General features: G+C 41.4%; 15 protein-coding genes. All 15 read left to right on the plus strand.

Features of this window, described 5'->3' with window-relative positions; genetic code table 11:
• Positions 1-207 (plus strand): DUF951 domain-containing protein, encoded by a 207-nt coding sequence (locus A8F95_RS04590; protein ID WP_065409473.1) that lies wholly within the window; start codon positions 1-3, stop codon positions 205-207.
• 356 nt (positions 208-563) lie between these two features.
• Complete coding sequence (gene ychF, locus A8F95_RS04595) at positions 564-1,664, plus strand: redox-regulated ATPase YchF (protein ID WP_065409474.1); 1,101 nt, start codon at positions 564-566, stop codon at positions 1,662-1,664.
• A 209-nt stretch (positions 1,665-1,873) separates the two neighbouring features.
• On the plus strand, positions 1,874-2,164 hold the full coding sequence (gene rpsF / locus A8F95_RS04600) for a 30S ribosomal protein S6 (protein ID WP_049665910.1): 291 nt from the start codon (positions 1,874-1,876) through the stop codon (positions 2,162-2,164).
• Between the two features lie 69 nt (positions 2,165-2,233).
• Positions 2,234-2,743, plus strand: a complete 510-nt coding sequence (gene ssb / locus A8F95_RS04605; protein WP_049665908.1) for a single-stranded DNA-binding protein — start codon at positions 2,234-2,236, stop codon at positions 2,741-2,743.
• 27 nt (positions 2,744-2,770) lie between these two features.
• Entirely contained in the window at positions 2,771-3,004 is a 234-nt protein-coding gene (gene rpsR / locus A8F95_RS04610) for a 30S ribosomal protein S18 (RefSeq protein ID WP_049665907.1), read from the plus strand.
• Positions 3,005-3,158: 154 nt separating this feature from the next.
• Positions 3,159-5,159: a methyl-accepting chemotaxis protein gene (locus tag A8F95_RS04615; protein ID WP_065409475.1), complete on the plus strand. Its 2,001-nt coding sequence runs from the start codon at positions 3,159-3,161 to the stop codon at positions 5,157-5,159.
• Positions 5,160-5,420: 261 nt separating this feature from the next.
• A complete protein-coding gene (locus A8F95_RS04620) occupies positions 5,421-7,967 on the plus strand; it encodes a methyl-accepting chemotaxis protein (protein ID WP_425414969.1) in 2,547 nt (848 codons plus the stop codon).
• Between the two features lie 237 nt (positions 7,968-8,204).
• Entirely contained in the window at positions 8,205-10,205 is a 2,001-nt protein-coding gene (locus A8F95_RS04625; RefSeq protein ID WP_065409477.1) for a methyl-accepting chemotaxis protein, read from the plus strand.
• Between the two features lie 356 nt (positions 10,206-10,561).
• Positions 10,562-10,798 (plus strand): hypothetical protein, encoded by a 237-nt coding sequence (locus A8F95_RS04630; protein WP_065409478.1) that lies wholly within the window; start codon positions 10,562-10,564, stop codon positions 10,796-10,798.
• A gap of 237 nt (positions 10,799-11,035) precedes the next feature.
• The gene (locus A8F95_RS04635) at positions 11,036-13,036 is read left to right on the plus strand and encodes a methyl-accepting chemotaxis protein (protein WP_065409477.1); all 2,001 of its coding nucleotides are present in this window, start codon (positions 11,036-11,038) and stop codon (positions 13,034-13,036) included.
• Positions 13,037-13,342: 306 nt separating this feature from the next.
• On the plus strand, positions 13,343-15,343 hold the full coding sequence (locus A8F95_RS04640; protein ID WP_065409479.1) for a methyl-accepting chemotaxis protein: 2,001 nt from the start codon (positions 13,343-13,345) through the stop codon (positions 15,341-15,343).
• Between the two features lie 216 nt (positions 15,344-15,559).
• Positions 15,560-16,498 (plus strand): YybS family protein, encoded by a 939-nt coding sequence (locus tag A8F95_RS04645; RefSeq protein ID WP_065409480.1) that lies wholly within the window; start codon positions 15,560-15,562, stop codon positions 16,496-16,498.
• A 37-nt stretch (positions 16,499-16,535) separates the two neighbouring features.
• Positions 16,536-18,506 (plus strand): DHH family phosphoesterase, encoded by a 1,971-nt coding sequence (locus A8F95_RS04650; RefSeq protein WP_065409481.1) that lies wholly within the window; start codon positions 16,536-16,538, stop codon positions 18,504-18,506.
• Positions 18,503-18,952: a 50S ribosomal protein L9 gene (gene rplI / locus A8F95_RS04655; protein WP_049665896.1), complete on the plus strand. Its 450-nt coding sequence runs from the start codon at positions 18,503-18,505 to the stop codon at positions 18,950-18,952. The genes A8F95_RS04650 and rplI overlap by 4 nt, the downstream gene beginning before the upstream one ends.
• A gap of 122 nt (positions 18,953-19,074) precedes the next feature.
• Positions 19,075-20,424, plus strand: coding sequence for a replicative DNA helicase (gene dnaB, locus A8F95_RS04660; RefSeq protein ID WP_049665895.1), 1,350 nt, complete (start codon positions 19,075-19,077; stop codon positions 20,422-20,424).
• Positions 20,425-20,455: the final 31 nt, after the last annotated feature.

The following is a 20,455-nucleotide window of genomic DNA, read 5'->3' on the forward strand; positions in this document are numbered from 1 at the left end:
ATGGAAAAGACATTTGAGTTAAATGATATTGTTGAAATGAAGAAGCAGCATCCATGCGGCACGAACCGTTGGAAGATTATTAGATTGGGTATGGATATCCGCATAAAATGTGAAGGCTGCGGACACAGTGTAATTTTGCCAAGAAGAGAATTCATGAAGAAAATGAAGAGAGTAGTAGATCCAGTTGAGAACAGCAGCGAAGCATAACGCTGCTGTTTTTTTATATAAGGCTTTGTTAAAGGTAAGTGTTGTTTTTAATATCGTTGATTGTAGCGAAAGGCGGCGACTCCAGCGGGAAAAGCGTGTCCCGGTGAGACCCCGCAGGAGCGAACGCGACGAGGAGGCTCACGGACCGCCCGCCTGCAGCGAAAATCAACAATCAAATATAACAGAGCCTTATATAAAAGCAAAATAGACCAGTGAACGAATCTTTGAGTAAAATGAACATTTCCATAAACTAAACAAGAGAAAGCGGCAATTGCCTTTTTTAGCGACTAAACTTATAATTGTGAAAGGTTTAGAGCGAAATCAATAGAAGAGTTTATGATAGAGGAGTGACTGAAATGGCTTTAACAGCTGGGATTGTTGGTTTGCCAAATGTGGGCAAATCGACATTATTTAATGCAATTACAAAAGCAGGAGCAGAATCTGCTAACTATCCATTCTGTACGATTGACCCCAATGTAGGGATTGTAGAAGTGCCGGATGCCCGTTTAAATAAATTAACTGAAATGGTAGAACCAAAGAAAACGGTTCCTACTGCATTCGAATTTACTGATATTGCCGGAATTGTTAAAGGGGCAAGCAAAGGTGAAGGACTTGGAAACAAATTCCTGGCTCACATTCGCGAGGTAGACGCGATTTGTCAAGTAGTCCGCTGTTTTGCCGATGATAACATTACACACGTATCAGGAAAAGTAGATCCGATTGATGATATCGAAGTGATTAACTTAGAATTGATTTTAGCTGACTTGGAAACTGTTGATAAGCGTCTTGTGCGCGTGGCTAAATTAGCGAAGCAAAAAGATAAAGAAGCGGTTGCAGAAAATGACGTTTTAGTTAAATTAAAGGAAGCGCTAGAAGCCAATAAACCGGCTCGTACGGTAGAGCTTTCTGAAGAACAGAACCGCATTGCGAAACAGCTTCATTTATTGACAGCTAAGCCAATGCTGTACGTGGCAAACGTTGGGGAAGAGGATATTGTGGATCCATCTGAAAACGAATATGTTCAAAAAGTTCGTGAGTTTGCTGCGGAAGACAATGCGGAAGTAATCGTCGTTTGTGCGAAGATTGAAGAGGAAATTGCCGAGCTTGATGACGAGGAAAAAGCCATGTTCTTACAAGAGCTTGGTATTGAAGAGTCCGGTTTAGATCAGCTCATTCGTGCAGCTTATTCCTTGCTTGGACTAGCTACTTATTTTACAGCTGGTGTTCAGGAAGTACGAGCATGGACGTTCCGCCAAGGAATGAAAGCTCCACAATGTGCTGGTATTATCCACTCTGATTTTGAACGCGGTTTTATCCGTGCTGAAATTGTTTCTTACGACGATCTTGTAGAAGCAGGCTCTATGACAGCTGCTAAAGAAGCGGGAAAAGTCCGTCTTGAAGGCAAGGAGTACATTATGAAAGATGGAGACGTTGTTCATTTTAGATTTAACGTGTAATTGAAAATGTACAATAGCAAAAGCTATGATTTTCTTCGTTTTAAGAAAATCGTAGCTTTTTGTTTTACATTCCTATAGTCTATCTCGTTGATTTTATTGCATTTAAAGGATGATCATGATATAATTCTATCTTGTGAGTAATGAAACAGTTACTCCTTGCTCTTTTCAAAGAAAAAGAGCCGCATAGACCATGAGGAGGTGAAAGAAAGATGAGAAAGTACGAATTTATGTACATTATCCGCCCAAACGTTGATGAAGATACGAAAAAAGCGGTTGTTGAGCGCTTTGACGGAATTTTAACTTCTAACGGTGCGGAAATCATCGATTCTAAAGATTGGGGTAAACGTCGTTTAGCATATGAAATCAACGATTTTCGTGAAGGTTTCTACCAATTAGTACATGCTAACGCTGATGCTGCAGCGGTTCAAGAATTTGACCGTTTAGCTAAAATCAGTGACGACATCATCCGCCACATCGTAGTTCGCGAAGATGACAAATAAATCGTTTAAATAAACAATCTTTCAAAATGGGCCGTCTAGGACATTTTGAATTAAAGGGGGTTGATTCTGATGATGAACCGAGTCGTTTTAGTGGGCCGTTTAACTAAAGATCCAGACCTTCGTTACACGCCGAACGGAGCAGCCGTTGCTACCTTCACTCTCGCTGTGAATCGTACGTTCACGAATCAGCAGGGCGAACGGGAAACGGACTTCATCAATTGTGTGGTTTGGCGCCGGGCAGCAGAAAACGTAGCAAATTTCCTCAAAAAAGGAAGCTTAGCTGGCGTAGATGGCCGTATCCAAACACGTAATTATGAGGGACAAGATGGAAAGCGTGTATACGTAACCGAGGTCTTAGCTGAAAGCGTACAATTTTTAGAGCCACGCAGTGCCTCTGCAGGTGAGCGCGGAAATGAAAATAACATGTACGGCGGCGGACAAAGAAACCAGGACATTCCGTTTGGCCAACAGAATCAACGCAACAATAATAACAAGTCAGACTATACAAGAATGGACGAAGATCCATTTGCGAATGACGGTCAGCCGATCGACATTTCAGATGATGATTTGCCATTCTAATTACTACTAAAAGAGGAGGGAACCCACATGGCAGGACGCAGAGGCGGACGTAAACGCCGGAAAGTATGTTACTTCACAGCTAACGGCATTACGCATATCGACTATAAAGATGTAGATCTTTTGAAAAAGTTTATCTCTGAACGTGGAAAAATTCTTCCACGCCGTGTAACTGGAACAAGCGCTAAATACCAACGCCGTTTAACTATCGCAATTAAACGTGCGCGTCAAGTAGCTCTTCTTCCATTCGTAGCTGGAGAATAATGCAGTGAAAAATTCGCCTTAACGGGCGGATTTTTTTTATGGCTAAAATTATTTGAATATAAAAACATTTTATAAAAATATCTATATTTTAATAAAATATCCGATAAAAAAGGAGGTAATTAACTAACTAACTTTATACAGGAGGCTGATAAATTTGAGGTCAATTAAGGCAAAATTAATGATACCTCTTATTTTGTTACTTATTTTGTCATTTGCTTTTATTATTATTTTTATTAATTATCAAATTAAAAAGCAAACAGAAGAAGAAGTGCTTGGACAAACAAAAGGAATTGTGAAGCAAATGAACGATTCCGTTTTTTTATTTTTAGATCAGTATAGAAAAAGCATTGAAGTAACGGCTGAAAATCCAGCCATCACTCAATATGGAGCAAATATAACAAATGGAAAAGGGGACGCAAAGGGTCAGGAAGCTGTTAGAAACCTGTTCAAACGCTATTTAAGCTCTTATAAAGATGTTTTGAATATTTACTTTGCAACACCGAAAGGAACGGTGGACATTTATCCTGCTGAACTCCCGGATAATTTTGATGCCAGAACGAGAGACTGGTACAAGTTAGCAATGGCATCAAATGGAGAGGCTGTATGGAGCGAACCCTATGTAGATGCCACTAGCGGAGAATATGTAGTAACAGTGTCTCAGTTAGTCACCATGCAAGATAAAAAAATTGGTGTGATCGGAGCAGACATTAGCTTAGCTGTCATGACACACCAAATGGATAGCATGCATATTGGGTACAAGGGTGTGCCGATTATTATTTCTAAAGAGGGACTTGGGATTGTTCATCCAACCGAGAAAGGAAAAGACTTAACGAAGTATAAATATATTCAATCCATTCTTCAAAAAAGCCAAGACGAGGGAACGGTTGAATATGAAAAAGACAATAAAGAACGGTTACTCGTCTATGACACGGTAAATGGAGTAGGTTGGAAGATTGGGGCTGCCTATGATCGCGATTCGCTTCTTAGTTTATCTCAATCAATTGGGAAATATTTAGCGGTTACAGGAGTCTTTTTGCTCCTTATTATGATTGCTGCCATTCTTTATATACTTAATCAAGTCATAAAGCCTATTCATGCTCTTGGAAAATCAGCTCAGGAAGTAGCTAAAGGAGACCTGAGTGTACAAGTGCCCGTTACTTCAAAAGATGAAGTAGGAGAGCTTGCTAAGACATTCAATGAAATGGTCGGCAGTATGAGAGAGATTATTTCAGTAGTAAATCACTCAGCTGATAATGTGACCGATGCAGCAGAGAACTTAAGCGCCGTTTCAGAAGAGACGAACGCTTCCAGTGAGCAGATCGCTGCGGCCATCAATGAAATTGCCAAAGGGGCAGCCAAATCATCCGAGGAATCAAGTGAAGCAACGGAACGTTCACATCATCTCGGCAGTCAAATCAACCAGATTGCCAGCCAGGCAAAAGAAATGAACGAGGCAGCCCGCCAAACGGACAGCGTACAAAAAGCAGGTCTTCAACAAGTAGAATCGCTTGGTTCATCGAATGCTGAAACAAAGCTATATATTGATGAAATGGAAGGCGTCATCCACGCTTTGGAATCAAAAATTAAGTCAATTGAAATCATTATGCAGACAATTACGGATATTTCTTCACAAACTAATTTACTCGCTTTGAATGCCTCGATTGAAGCAGCACGAGCAGGCGAACACGGCAAAGGCTTTGCAGTCGTCGCCGAGGAAGTCCGGAAGCTCGCTGAACAGTCTGCACAGGCGACCGATCAGGTAAAAGCAACGATCAATGACATTCAGGAAGGGTCTGGGCAAGCAGTAGAGCAAATGGTAAAAACACGGACGAATTTTGATAGCCAAACAGCAGCAGTCGAAGCGACCGAAGCCATTTTCAGAGAGCTGTCTACACTAGTTGAGAAGATGGAATCTTCTGTGTCAGCCATTAACGAAGAGATCACAGAAGCAGCCACTGCTAAAGATGAAGTGTTGCAAGTAATGGAGGAAATTGCGGCCTCTGCCCAACAGTCAGCCGCCGCGAGCGAGGAAATCAGTGCTTCTGCTGATGAGCAGCTGCGGGCCATTCAATCAGTGGCCACCTCTTCTGAGCGCTTAATAGGATTAAGCATTGAATTGAAAAGTGCCGTCAATCGCTTTAAGCTGAACAAATAGCAGGACGCAAGTATTATTTAACTAATTAATTAAAAAGGCTTGCTAAGCAGTTTTTCTTTTGTATGTAATTAGAGAAGAATTTGATGAAGGACCCACTCTAAGTGATGGGTCTTTTTTCATACATTTTTTTAAAAAACCTATACATTTTAACTAGAATTCCGATAAAATAGATAAGTGTTTATATATTCAAAATATTTTCAAAATAAAGAAATATTTAATTAAAGGAGGCGAGAGTAAGTGAAGTCAATCAAAACAAAATTAATGATTCCTCTTATTGTGCTACTTACTCTTTCATTTGCTTTTATTGTATTTTTTATCAGCTACCAGACAGAGAAGCAAACGGAAGAAGAGGTAACAGAACAAACTAAAGGAATCGTAAAACAAATGGGGGACTCTATTGATTTGTTCCTGGAAAGAAACAAGAAGAGTTTAGATTTAGCAGCTCAAGATCCAGCCTTAATTAATTACGGAAAAAAATTTTCAACAACAGGGGACGATAATGGTAAATCCGCTTTATTAGATATGTATAAAAGATACCTAAATGAATATAAAGATGTGACACTCATTTATTATTCCACCCCAAAAGGAACAATCTACGAGTATCCTGATATCGAAATGCCAGAAGGGTATGATCCACGTGAGAGAGATTGGTATAAAAACGCTATGGATTCAGAGGGAGAAGCAGTTTGGAGTGAGCCGTACCTAGAATCCACGTCTGGCGATTATATGATTACTCTCTCTAAACCGATTATCGTAGAGAATCGTAAGATCGGTGTTCTAGCAATGGATATTGTACTGTCAGTAATGACGGACAGGCTGAGCGAAATGAACATTGGATATAAAGGTACGCCAATTATCATATCTAAAGAGGGGGCTGGGATTGTTCACCCGACCGATCAAGGAAAAGATTTAACGAAACACAGCTATGTAAATACAGTGCTAGCCAGCGATCAAGAACAGGGGACTGTTTCTTATAATGCAGGTGGAGAGGACAGACTGTTTGTATACGATTCCATTGACGAAACCGGCTGGAAGATTGGCGCTGATTATAACCAAGAGAGGCTTCTTGGATTATCAAAATCAATTAAACAAGCGTTAACGGTCACTGGTGTTATCATTTTACTATTGGTCATTGGAGCGGTTCTTTACATTCTAAGTCGTATCCTTAAACCCATTAGTGCTTTACAACAATCAGCCAGGGAAGTAGCGAAAGGAGACCTGAGTGTACAAGTGTCCGTTACTTCCAGAGATGAAATCGGTGAACTGGCTAAGGTGTTCAATGAAATGGTTACTAGTATGAGAGATATTATTTCTGTTGTAAATCATTCAGCTGACAATGTCACGGGAGCGGCGGAAAACTTGAGTGCTGTTTCCGAAGAGACCAACGCTTCCAGCGAACAAATTGCTGCGGCTATTAACGAGATTGCTAAAGGGGCAGCTAAATCGTCAGAAGAATCTAGTGAAGCAACAGAGCGTTCCCATCACCTTGGCAGCCAAATCAACCAGATTGCTAACCAGGCGGAAGAAATGAATGAAGCAGCCCGCCAGACGGAAAGCGTACAAAAAGCAGGCCTTAAGCAAGTACAGTCGCTTGGCTCGTCGAATAGTGAAACAAAAATGTATATTGATGAAATGGAAGGGGTCATCCTGGCCTTAGAAACAAAGATTAAATCAATTGAACTCATTATGCAGACGATTACCGATATTTCTTCACAAACCAACTTGCTTGCCTTGAATGCTTCTATTGAAGCAGCTCGTGCAGGCGAACATGGCAAAGGCTTCGCCGTTGTCGCGGAGGAAGTCCGGAAGCTCGCTGAACAGTCTGCACAAGCTACTGACCAGGTAAAAGCAACGATCAGTGATATCCAGGAGGGATCTGGACAAGCCGTCGAGCAGATGTCGAAAACACGGGCAAACTTTGACAGCCAAACAGAGGCAGTGGAAGCGACAGAAGCCATTTTTAAGGAGCTGTCCTCATTGGTAGAGAAAATGGAAGCCTCTGTGTCCGCCATTAATGAAGAAATAGTAGAAGCGGCCTNGGAACGTTCACATCATCTCGGCAGTCAAATCAACCAGATTGCCAGCCAGGCAAAAGAAATGAACGAGGCAGCCCGCCAAACGGACAGCGTACAAAAAGCAGGTCTTCAACAAGTAGAATCGCTTGGTTCATCGAATGCTGAAACAAAGCTATATATTGATGAAATGGAAGGCGTCATCCACGCTTTGGAATCAAAAATTAAGTCAATTGAAATCATTATGCAGACAATTACGGATATTTCTTCACAAACTAATTTACTCGCTTTGAATGCCTCGATTGAAGCAGCACGAGCAGGCGAACACGGCAAAGGCTTTGCAGTCGTCGCCGAGGAAGTCCGGAAGCTCGCTGAACAGTCTGCACAGGCGACCGATCAGGTAAAAGCAACGATCAATGACATTCAGGAAGGGTCTGGGCAAGCAGTAGAGCAAATGGTAAAAACACGGACGAATTTTGATAGCCAAACAGCAGCAGTCGAAGCGACCGAAGCCATTTTCAGAGAGCTGTCTACACTAGTTGAGAAGATGGAATCTTCTGTGTCAGCCATTAACGAAGAGATCACAGAAGCAGCCACTGCTAAAGATGAAGTGTTGCAAGTAATGGAGGAAATTGCGGCCTCTGCCCAACAGTCAGCCGCCGCGAGCGAGGAAATCAGTGCTTCTGCTGATGAGCAGCTGCGGGCCATTCAATCAGTGGCCACCTCTTCTGAGCGCTTAATAGGATTAAGCATTGAATTGAAAAGTGCCGTCAATCGCTTTAAGCTGAACAAATAGCAGGACGCAAGTATTATTTAACTAATTAATTAAAAAGGCTTGCTAAGCAGTTTTTCTTTTGTATGTAATTAGAGAAGAATTTGATGAAGGACCCACTCTAAGTGATGGGTCTTTTTTCATACATTTTTTTAAAAAACCTATACATTTTAACTAGAATTCCGATAAAATAGATAAGTGTTTATATATTCAAAATATTTTCAAAATAAAGAAATATTTAATTAAAGGAGGCGAGAGTAAGTGAAGTCAATCAAAACAAAATTAATGATTCCTCTTATTGTGCTACTTACTCTTTCATTTGCTTTTATTGTATTTTTTATCAGCTACCAGACAGAGAAGCAAACGGAAGAAGAGGTAACAGAACAAACTAAAGGAATCGTAAAACAAATGGGGGACTCTATTGATTTGTTCCTGGAAAGAAACAAGAAGAGTTTAGATTTAGCAGCTCAAGATCCAGCCTTAATTAATTACGGAAAAAAATTTTCAACAACAGGGGACGATAATGGTAAATCCGCTTTATTAGATATGTATAAAAGATACCTAAATGAATATAAAGATGTGACACTCATTTATTATTCCACCCCAAAAGGAACAATCTACGAGTATCCTGATATCGAAATGCCAGAAGGGTATGATCCACGTGAGAGAGATTGGTATAAAAACGCTATGGATTCAGAGGGAGAAGCAGTTTGGAGTGAGCCGTACCTAGAATCCACGTCTGGCGATTATATGATTACTCTCTCTAAACCGATTATCGTAGAGAATCGTAAGATCGGTGTTCTAGCAATGGATATTGTACTGTCAGTAATGACGGACAGGCTGAGCGAAATGAACATTGGATATAAAGGTACGCCAATTATCATATCTAAAGAGGGGGCTGGGATTGTTCACCCGACCGATCAAGGAAAAGATTTAACGAAACACAGCTATGTAAATACAGTGCTAGCCAGCGATCAAGAACAGGGGACTGTTTCTTATAATGCAGGTGGAGAGGACAGACTGTTTGTATACGATTCCATTGACGAAACCGGCTGGAAGATTGGCGCTGATTATAACCAAGAGAGGCTTCTTGGATTATCAAAATCAATTAAACAAGCGTTAACGGTCACTGGTGTTATCATTTTACTATTGGTCATTGGAGCGGTTCTTTACATTCTAAGTCGTATCCTTAAACCCATTAGTGCTTTACAACAATCAGCCAGGGAAGTAGCGAAAGGAGACCTGAGTGTACAAGTGTCCGTTACTTCCAGAGATGAAATCGGTGAACTGGCTAAGGTGTTCAATGAAATGGTTACTAGTATGAGAGATATTATTTCTGTTGTAAATCATTCAGCTGACAATGTCACGGGAGCGGCGGAAAACTTGAGTGCTGTTTCCGAAGAGACCAACGCTTCCAGCGAACAAATTGCTGCGGCTATTAACGAGATTGCTAAAGGGGCAGCTAAATCGTCAGAAGAATCTAGTGAAGCAACAGAGCGTTCCCATCACCTTGGCAGCCAAATCAACCAGATTGCTAACCAGGCGGAAGAAATGAATGAAGCAGCCCGCCAGACGGAAAGCGTACAAAAAGCAGGCCTTAAGCAAGTACAGTCGCTTGGCTCGTCGAATAGTGAAACAAAAATGTATATTGATGAAATGGAAGGGGTCATCCTGGCCTTAGAAACAAAGATTAAATCAATTGAACTCATTATGCAGACGATTACCGATATTTCTTCACAAACCAACTTGCTTGCCTTGAATGCTTCTATTGAAGCAGCTCGTGCAGGCGAACATGGCAAAGGCTTCGCCGTTGTCGCGGAGGAAGTCCGGAAGCTCGCTGAACAGTCTGCACAAGCTACTGACCAGGTAAAAGCAACGATCAGTGATATCCAGGAGGGATCTGGACAAGCCGTCGAGCAGATGTCGAAAACACGGGCAAACTTTGACAGCCAAACAGAGGCAGTGGAAGCGACAGAAGCCATTTTTAAGGAGCTGTCCTCATTGGTAGAGAAAATGGAAGCCTCTGTGTCCGCCATTAATGAAGAAATAGTAGAAGCGGCCTCCGCCAAAGATGAAGTACTGCAGGTAATGGAGCAAATTGCTGCCTCCTCGCAACAGTCGGCGGCGGCGAGTGAAGAAATCAGCGCCTCAGCTGGCGAACAGATGCACGCGATCCAATCGGTGGCACTGTCTTCAGAACGCTTAATGGAGCTAAGCATCGAATTGAAAAGTGCCGTCAATCGCTTTAAGCTGAATGGATAAGAGTCAAAAATTGTTTAACGAATAGCAGTCTGGGTTTCTGTTGAGATAGAGATAAAAACCCGGAATAACACTAAATTCTAATGTGTTAACTATCGTTATAAAACGCGCCCACCAGGCACTTCTTCTTTCATTTACACAGGGAGAGAAAATTAGTGAAAGACCCGCCAATTACGGTGGGTCTTTTTTTATGTATTTTTCATGAAATCCTATACATTTTTACTGGAATGCCGATAAAATAAATAATTGTTTTATATATTCTAAATATTTATAAAATAATGAAATATTACTGTTGAGGAGGCGAAGGTAGTGNCATTTTCAGAGAGCTGTCTACACTAGTTGAGAAGATGGAATCTTCTGTGTCAGCCATTAACGAAGAGATCACAGAAGCAGCCACTGCTAAAGATGAAGTGTTGCAAGTAATGGAGGAAATTGCGGCCTCTGCCCAACAGTCAGCCGCCGCGAGCGAGGAAATCAGTGCTTCTGCTGATGAGCAGCTGCGGGCCATTCAATCAGTGGCCACCTCTTCTGAGCGCTTAATAGGATTAAGCATTGAATTGAAAAGTGCCGTCAATCGCTTTAAGCTGAACAAATAGCAGGACGCAAGTATTATTTAACTAATTAATTAAAAAGGCTTGCTAAGCAGTTTTTCTTTTGTATGTAATTAGAGAAGAATTTGATGAAGGACCCACTCTAAGTGATGGGTCTTTTTTCATACATTTTTTTAAAAAACCTATACATTTTAACTAGAATTCCGATAAAATAGATAAGTGTTTATATATTCAAAATATTTTCAAAATAAAGAAATATTTAATTAAAGGAGGCGAGAGTAAGTGAAGTCAATCAAAACAAAATTAATGATTCCTCTTATTGTGCTACTTACTCTTTCATTTGCTTTTATTGTATTTTTTATCAGCTACCAGACAGAGAAGCAAACGGAAGAAGAGGTAACAGAACAAACTAAAGGAATCGTAAAACAAATGGGGGACTCTATTGATTTGTTCCTGGAAAGAAACAAGAAGAGTTTAGATTTAGCAGCTCAAGATCCAGCCTTAATTAATTACGGAAAAAAATTTTCAACAACAGGGGACGATAATGGTAAATCCGCTTTATTAGATATGTATAAAAGATACCTAAATGAATATAAAGATGTGACACTCATTTATTATTCCACCCCAAAAGGAACAATCTACGAGTATCCTGATATCGAAATGCCAGAAGGGTATGATCCACGTGAGAGAGATTGGTATAAAAACGCTATGGATTCAGAGGGAGAAGCAGTTTGGAGTGAGCCGTACCTAGAATCCACGTCTGGCGATTATATGATTACTCTCTCTAAACCGATTATCGTAGAGAATCGTAAGATCGGTGTTCTAGCAATGGATATTGTACTGTCAGTAATGACGGACAGGCTGAGCGAAATGAACATTGGATATAAAGGTACGCCAATTATCATATCTAAAGAGGGGGCTGGGATTGTTCACCCGACCGATCAAGGAAAAGATTTAACGAAACACAGCTATGTAAATACAGTGCTAGCCAGCGATCAAGAACAGGGGACTGTTTCTTATAATGCAGGTGGAGAGGACAGACTGTTTGTATACGATTCCATTGACGAAACCGGCTGGAAGATTGGCGCTGATTATAACCAAGAGAGGCTTCTTGGATTATCAAAATCAATTAAACAAGCGTTAACGGTCACTGGTGTTATCATTTTACTATTGGTCATTGGAGCGGTTCTTTACATTCTAAGTCGTATCCTTAAACCCATTAGTGCTTTACAACAATCAGCCAGGGAAGTAGCGAAAGGAGACCTGAGTGTACAAGTGTCCGTTACTTCCAGAGATGAAATCGGTGAACTGGCTAAGGTGTTCAATGAAATGGTTACTAGTATGAGAGATATTATTTCTGTTGTAAATCATTCAGCTGACAATGTCACGGGAGCGGCGGAAAACTTGAGTGCTGTTTCCGAAGAGACCAACGCTTCCAGCGAACAAATTGCTGCGGCTATTAACGAGATTGCTAAAGGGGCAGCTAAATCGTCAGAAGAATCTAGTGAAGCAACAGAGCGTTCCCATCACCTTGGCAGCCAAATCAACCAGATTGCTAACCAGGCGGAAGAAATGAATGAAGCAGCCCGCCAGACGGAAAGCGTACAAAAAGCAGGCCTTAAGCAAGTACAGTCGCTTGGCTCGTCGAATAGTGAAACAAAAATGTATATTGATGAAATGGAAGGGGTCATCCTGGCCTTAGAAACAAAGATTAAATCAATTGAACTCATTATGCAGACGATTACCGATATTTCTTCACAAACCAACTTGCTTGCCTTGAATGCTTCTATTGAAGCAGCTCGTGCAGGCGAACATGGCAAAGGCTTCGCCGTTGTCGCGGAGGAAGTCCGGAAGCTCGCTGAACAGTCTGCACAAGCTACTGACCAGGTAAAAGCAACGATCAGTGATATCCAGGAGGGATCTGGACAAGCCGTCGAGCAGATGTCGAAAACACGGGCAAACTTTGACAGCCAAACAGAGGCAGTGGAAGCGACAGAAGCCATTTTTAAGGAGCTGTCCTCATTGGTAGAGAAAATGGAAGCCTCTGTGTCCGCCATTAATGAAGAAATAGTAGAAGCGGCCTCCGCCAAAGATGAAGTACTGCAGGTAATGGAGCAAATTGCTGCCTCCTCGCAACAGTCGGCGGCGGCGAGTGAAGAAATCAGCGCCTCAGCTGGCGAACAGATGCACGCGATCCAATCGGTGGCACTGTCTTCAGAACGCTTAATGGAGCTAAGCATCGAATTGAAAAGTGCCGTCAATCGCTTTAAGCTGAATGGATAAGAGTCAAAAATTGTTTAACGAATAGCAGTCTGGGTTTCTGTTGAGATAGAGATAAAAACCCGGAATAACACTAAATTCTAATGTGTTAACTATCGTTATAAAACGCGCCCACCAGGCACTTCTTCTTTCATTTACACAGGGAGAGAAAATTAGTGAAAGACCCGCCAATTACGGTGGGTCTTTTTTTATGTATTTTTCATGAAATCCTATACATTTTTACTGGAATGCCGATAAAATAAATAATTGTTTTATATATTCTAAATATTTATAAAATAATGAAATATTACTGTTGAGGAGGCGAAGGTAGTGAAGTCAATAAAGACAAAATTAATGGTCCCTCTCATTGTCCTGCTTACTCTTTCATTTGCTTTTATCGTTTTCTTTATTGGAAACAAAATAGAAAAGCAGACAAAAAAAGAAGTGGTTAATCAGTCTGAGGGCATGGTTAAGCAGATGAGTGATTATGTGTATTTGTTTTTGGAACAACACAAGGAAAGTGTAGATTTAGTTGCCCGAGATCCTATGCTTATCAATTTTGGGGAAAGTCTATTAAAAACAGATGAGAAAAAAGGGAGAGCCGCTTTAATAGACATGTTTGAGCGCTATTTACAAGAACATAAAAATGTGACAAGTATTTATTACTCAATGGACAAAGGGACAATGGATGGATATCCAGATACTCCAATGCCTGCAGATTATGACCCGCGACAGAGGGATTGGTATCAAAATGCGATGGAGTCAGACGGAGAAGCTATCTGGAGTGAGCCATACTTAGAGGAAGACTCAGGAAGATATATGGTAACAGTCTCTGAACCGCTCATTGTAGGAAACCGTAAAATCGGTGTACTTGCTGCCGATATTGTTCTTGGGGTAATGGCCGATAAAATGAGTGAAATGCACATCAATCACAATGGTGTACCGATCATTATCTCTAAAGAAGGGCTTGGGATTGTCCATCCGACTGATCAAGGGAAAGACTTAACAAAATACAGCTACATGAAATCCGTGTTAGCTAGTGATCAAAAGCAAGGAACTGTTTCTTATAAGGAAAAAGGAAAAGAACGATTATTTGTGTATAACACAGTAAAAGGAATAGGGTGGAAAGTTGGAACTGATTACGATCAACAAGATCTGCTCGGTTTATCGAAATCTATTAAAGCGGCATTAACTGTTACTGGAATGATCATTTTATTGCTCATGATTACAGGGGTTCTTTACATACTTAATCAAGTGATAAAACCTATTCACATTCTTGGAAACTCAGCCCGGGAAGTAGCTAAAGGAGACCTGAGTGTCCAAGTACCCGTTGTTTCGAAAGACGAAGTCGGAGAGCTAGCGAAGGCATTTAATGAAATGATTACTAGCACACGGGAAATTATTTCGATTGTGAATCAATCAGCTGATAATGTAACAGTAGCAGCGGAAAGCTTAAGCGCTGTTTCAGAAGAGACGAACGCTTCCAGTGAACAAATCGCTGCGGCCATCAATGATATTGCCAAAGGGGCAGCCAAATCATCCGAGGAATCAAGTGAAGCAACAGAACGTTCGCATCACCTTGGTGATCAAATTAATCGAATCGCTCATCAGGCTGAAGAAATGCATGAGGCAGCCCGCCAGACGGAAAGTGTCCAAAAAGCAGGCCTTCAGCAAGTACAGTTACTAGGTTCATCCAATGCTGAAACAAAGCTATATATTGATGAAATGGAAGGCGTCATCCACGCTTTAGAATCAAAAATTAAGTCAATTGAAATTATTATGCAGACAATTACGGATATTTCTTCACAAACTAATTTACTCGCTTTGAATGCCTCGATTGAAGCAGCACGAGCAGGCGAACACGGCAAAGGCTTTGCAGTCGTCGCCGAGGAAGTTCGGAAGCTCGCTGAACAGTCTGCACAGGCGACCGATCAGGTAAAAGCAACGATCAATGACATTCAGGAAGGGTCTGGGCAAGCGGTAGAGCAAATGGTAAAAACACGAACGAACTTTGACGGCCAAACAGCAGCAGTCGAAGCGACCGAAGCCATTTTCAGAGAGCTGTCTACACTAGTTGAGAAGATGGAAACCTCTGTATCAGCCATTAATGGAGAGATCACAGAAGCAGCCACTGCTAAAGATGAAGTGCTGCAAGTAATGGAGGAAATTGCGGCCTCTGCCCAACAGTCAGCCTCCGCAAGTGAGGAAATTAGTGCTTCTTCCGATGAACAGCTGCGGGCCATTCAATCAGTGGCCACCTCTTCCGAGCGCTTAATAGAATTAAGCGTTGAATTAAAGAGGGCGGTTAACCGTTTTAAGTTAAGTAGCTGAACAGATCAGCAAATCGATTGATGAACTGCTGGATTTTTAAACGACAATGGATACAATGCTGAAACGAACTGCCGGGAAAGCGCCGGCAGTTTTTTGTATGAATTTGAAAAGTTGAATGAATGGTGAAAGCAAGATAAAATAATAAGGGTGTTAGTCATTTAGAAGAGGGTTAAAAAGACCTTCTAGTAGGCAAAGAGATATTAATGAGGTGTTTAGGTGGAAAATAAAAACATGATTACTGAAGGAGTAAGAAGGGCAATCATTTTTGTCGTATTACTTGCACTTTCGCTTTATATCCCAGCTTTAGGAATGATTATCAGCCTTTTCTTGCCCCTTTCGTTTCTAATATATAGTGCCAAGTATCCGGCTCGGGCAGCTGTCAGCTTTGCCGCTATATGTCTGGCGCTTTCCCTGCTTGTGGGTGGTCTATCGGCCGTTCCGTTTGCTTTGATTTTTATCATGACAGGTACCGTTATGGGAAGCATGGTTCAGAAAAAGAGAGACAAGTTTTCGATATTCATGGCAGGAAGTTTAATCTTTTTGCTGAATATAGTTGTTTTATATGCAACGATTATGGGTGTGGCAGGAGATCAAGCAGCGAATATAAGCGAGTCGTTTAAACAATCATATGAAGACTCTGCAAGGCTAATGGAAAGCATGGGCCAGCCTCTGCCGGAGACAGCGATCGAGCAGGCGAAAGAAATGTTTGATTACTTGCTGGCGCTTATGCCAAGCTTGCTTGTGCTTTTTTCTATGGGCTCGATTTTAGTCATAATGGCGATCAACTTTCCAATTGCTAAAAAATTAGGAGTAGAAGTGCCGAAATTTAAGCCCTTTCGAGAATGGCATGTTCCAAAAAGTATTTTATGGTACTATATTATCTTATTGCTGGCGAGCTTAATTGCCGCACCGGAAAAAGGTAGTATGTGGTATTTTTCTTACATAAATATCATGTTCATGCTGCAATTTTGTTTATTGCTTCAAGGATTATCATTTCTTTATTTTATCGCTCATTCGAAAAAATGGCCAAAAATCATTCCAATTTTGCTAACGATTTTTTCAATTCTTGTCCTTCCTCTCCTTTATATTGTGAGATTATTAGGTATAATTGATTTAGGATTCGACTTGCGGCAGCGTCTTCAACGGAAAAGATAATTTGCTTAGGCTACTTTGATTTCTAGGAGCTGAAATGATGCTTTCTTATTATAGCAGGCGGAAAATACAAATTCCGTTATATGGATTACTGATCGTTTTACTTATTGTTCTTGCCGTACTTGCTATCTTTAATTGGCTGGCAGCGCTCGTGGGATTTATCGTAAGTGCTGTGTTGTTTTTCTTGCTGATTAAAGCAGAAGACCGTATACATGGGGAAGTTGAACGTTATGTGACGACTCTTTCCTATCGACTGAAGCGGGTAGGGGAAGAGGCACTGATGGAGATGCCGATTGGTATTCTTCTCTATAATGATGATTATTACATAGAATGGGCTAATACCTTTTTAACTTCTTATTTTGAAGAAGAGATATTAGCAGGGAAATCATTGCAGGAGCTTGCTGATTCTCTTATCACGATTATAAAGAATGAAAAAGGCGACGTGATAGAACTTCGTGGCCGTAAATTTGATGTGATTATAAAGCCAAAGGAAAAGCTTCTATACTTGTTTGATGTGACAGAACAGGAAGAGACAGCTAGAAGGTTTCTAGAGGAGCAAACGGTTTTATCGATTATCTATTTGGATAACTATGACGATTTAACACAGGGAATGGATGACCAAACAAAAAGCAGCTTAAATAGCATGGTGACTTCCATCTTAAATGATTGGGCATTGGAACATGGAATCTTCTTAAAGAGGATTTCTTCGGAGCGTTTTTTTGCTGTACTCAATGAAAAAATACTGCGAAAGCTTGAAGAATCAAAGTTTTCCATTTTGGACGAGGTAAGAGAACGCACTGCCAAGCAGGCTGCTTCACTGACGCTAAGCATTGGCGTTGGACATGGAGAGCTGTCGCTTCCTGAATTAGGCACTCTTGCTCAATCAAGCTTAGATCTTGCGCTTGGCCGGGGCGGCGACCAGGCTGCTTTAAAGCAGTTGAATGGTAAGGTCAAGTTCTATGGCGGTAAAACAAATCCAATGGAAAAAAGAACACGCGTTAGAGCTCGTGTGATTTCTCACGCTTTGCGGGAGCTTGTTGTGGAGAGCGACAAAGTAATTGTAATGGGACATAAATATCCGGATATGGATGCACTTGGTGCTTCAATGGGAATCCGCCGTGTCGCACAGATGAATGATCGGGAAGGATACATTGTTCTTGATTTTTCAGAAATGGATACGGCTGTAAAACGATTAATGGCCGAAGCAAAAAAGAATCCGGATCTTTATTCTCGTATTATTGCTCCGGAAGAAGCGCTTGATTTAGCTACAGAGAACACTCTTCTTGTCGTAGTCGATACGCACAAGCCGTCCTTGGTCATTGATGAGAAACTGCTTCACAAAGTAGATAAGGTGGTCGTCATTGATCATCATCGCCGCGGAGAAGAATTTGTGAAAAATCCACTGCTCGTTTATATGGAACCTTACGCCTCGTCTACTGCAGAGCTGATTACAGAACTATTGGAGTATCAGCCAAAGGTCAGCAAGCTGTCTATGCTTGAAGCGACGGCTCTGCTTGCGGGTATTATTGTTGACACGAAAAGCTTTTCATTGCGGACGGGTTCCAGGACGTTTGATGCCGCGTCTTACTTGCGGGCCCGCGGTGCTGACACCGTACTTGTTCAAAAGTTTTTAAAGGAAGATATCGATACGTATATCCAACGTTCACAAATTATTAAAACGGTCTATTTCTATAAAGATGGCATCGCGATTGCAAAGGGAGACCAAAACGAAACGTATGATTCTGTTTTGATTGCTCAAGCTGCTGATACATTGCTGGCAATGGATGGCGTCCAAGCATCATTTGTCATTGCTAAAAGAGAAGCAGACACCGTAGGAATTAGCGCTCGTTCACTTGGAGAAGTGAATGTACAGGTTATTATGGAACAGCTGCAAGGCGGCGGTCACTTGTCAAATGCAGCTACTCAGTTAAAAGATGTCACAATTGCAGAAGCTGAGGATATGCTTAAGGAAGTCATAACTGATTTATACGAGGGAGGCAATGAAGAATGAAAGTAATCTTCTTACAGGATGTAAAAGGAAAAGGAAAAAAAGGCGAAGTTAAAAATGTTGCAGACGGATATGCCCATAATTTTTTAATTAAAAATGGTTTAGCTGTAGAAGCAACAGCTGGAAACAAGAAAACACTTGAAGCACAAAAGAAAAAAGAAGCAGAGCTGGCTCAACAGGAGCTTGAAGAAGCGAAAAAGCTAAAGGAAACAGTAGAAAAACTGACAGTAGAAATTAAAGCAAAGTCTGGCGAAGGCGGCCGGTTGTTCGGCTCGGTGACAACAAAGCAAATTGCAGAAGAATTGAAGAAAACTCATAATATTAAAATCGATAAGCGTAAAATGGATCTACCTGAAGGAATTCGGGCACTTGGCTACACAAATGTACCGGTGAAACTTCATAATGAAGTATCTGGTACATTAAAAGTTCATGTTACTGAAGAAAAGTAAGTCGTTTCATGCTAAAATAATAAGGTTGAAAACATGTGATCGGATTTTTCTGGTCACTTTTTTTTGATAAACAGACAGTTAGCGAAGAAAGAAACAACGCTTCCTGCGAGGAGGTTTAGGTGATGAATGATTTGTTGACTGATCGTATCCCGCCACAAAGCATTGAAGCGGAGCAAGCGGTGCTTGGTGCTATTTTTCTGGAGCCTGCTGCTTTAACGGTTGCTTCGGAAATTTTAATTCCGGAAGACTATTATCGAACTGCTCATCAAAAAATATATAACACGATGCTGAAGCTCAATGATCATGGAAAAGCAGTAGATGTCGTTACCGTGACAGAAGAGCTGGCTGCCACAAAGGACTTAGAGGATGTCGGCGGCGTAACGTATTTAACAGAGCTGGCTGAATCGGTTCCAACCGCAGCTAACATTGAATATTATGCCCGCATTGTTGAAGAAAAGTCGCTTTTACGCCGGCTCATTCGTACCGCTACTACGATTGCCCAAGAAGGCTACAACCGTGAAGATGAAGTGGACGCTTTATTGAATGAAGCAGAAAAGAGCATTATGGAAGTCGCTCAGCGAAAAAATACAAGTGCCTTTCACAACATAAAAGATGTACTTGTGCGCACTTATGATAATATTGAAATGCTTCATAACCGTAAGGGAGACGTTACAGGCATTCCTACCGGATTTGCGGAGCTTGATCATATGACTGCCGGTTTTCAGCGTAATGACTTGATTATCGTAGCTGCGCGGCCTTCCGTTGGTAAAACAGCGTTCGCTTTGAATATTGCCCAAAATGTCGCCACGAAAACGGATGAAAATGTCGCGATCTTCAGCTTAGAGATGGGAGCAGAGCAGCTTGTAATGAGGATGCTCTGTGCAGAAGGCAACATCAATGCTCAAAACTTGCGGACTGGTTCTTTGACGGATGAAGACTGGCGCAAGCTGACGATGGCGATGGGGAGTTTGTCTAACTCAGGGATTTTCATTGATGATACACCAGGTGTACGTATCGGCGAAATCCGTTCAAAGTGCCGCCGATTGAAACAAGAGCATGGCCTCGGTATGATTTTAATTGATTATTTACAGCTGATCCAAGGAAGCGGACGCTCTGGTGAAAACCGTCAGCAAGAAGTTTCTGAGATTTCTCGTTCTTTAAAAGCGCTTGCCCGTGAACTAGAAGTGCCTGTTATCGCGCTCTCTCAGCTTTCACGTGGTGTGGAACAGCGTCAAGATAAGCGTCCAATGATGTCCGACATCCGTGAATCAGGATCAATTGAGCAGGATGCTGATATCGTTGCTTTCTTATATCGTGATGATTACTATGATAAAGAATCCGAAAACAAAAATATCATTGAGATTATCATTGCAAAGCAGCGGAATGGTCCTGTTGGAACGGTTCAGCTTGCTTTTGTTAAGGAATATAATAAGTTTGTAAACTTAGAACGGCGATTTGATGAAACGGGATAAGGGACAACCTCGGCAGTTTAAACTGCTGAGG

It is taken from the genome of Pseudobacillus wudalianchiensis, from assembly GCF_001685015.1.
Taxonomy (GTDB): Bacteria; Bacillota; Bacilli; order Bacillales; family Domibacillaceae; genus Pseudobacillus; species Pseudobacillus wudalianchiensis.

Bases quoted from the DNA above. Each gene is read 5' to 3' on its own strand.
- A8F95_RS04590 (WP_065409473.1), top strand. From the start codon at position 1: ATGGAAAAGACATTTGAGTTAAATGATATTGTTGAAATGAAGAAGCAG.
- ychF (WP_065409474.1), top strand. From the start codon at position 564: ATGGCTTTAACAGCTGGGATTGTTGGTTTGCCAAATGTGGGCAAATCG.
- rpsF (WP_049665910.1), top strand. From the start codon at position 1,874: ATGAGAAAGTACGAATTTATGTACATTATCCGCCCAAACGTTGATGAA.
- ssb (WP_049665908.1), top strand. From the start codon at position 2,234: ATGATGAACCGAGTCGTTTTAGTGGGCCGTTTAACTAAAGATCCAGAC.
- rpsR (WP_049665907.1), top strand. From the start codon at position 2,771: ATGGCAGGACGCAGAGGCGGACGTAAACGCCGGAAAGTATGTTACTTC.
- A8F95_RS04650 (WP_065409481.1), top strand. From the start codon at position 16,536: ATGCTTTCTTATTATAGCAGGCGGAAAATACAAATTCCGTTATATGGA.
- rplI (WP_049665896.1), top strand. From the start codon at position 18,503: ATGAAAGTAATCTTCTTACAGGATGTAAAAGGAAAAGGAAAAAAAGGC.
- dnaB (WP_049665895.1), top strand. From the start codon at position 19,075: ATGAATGATTTGTTGACTGATCGTATCCCGCCACAAAGCATTGAAGCG.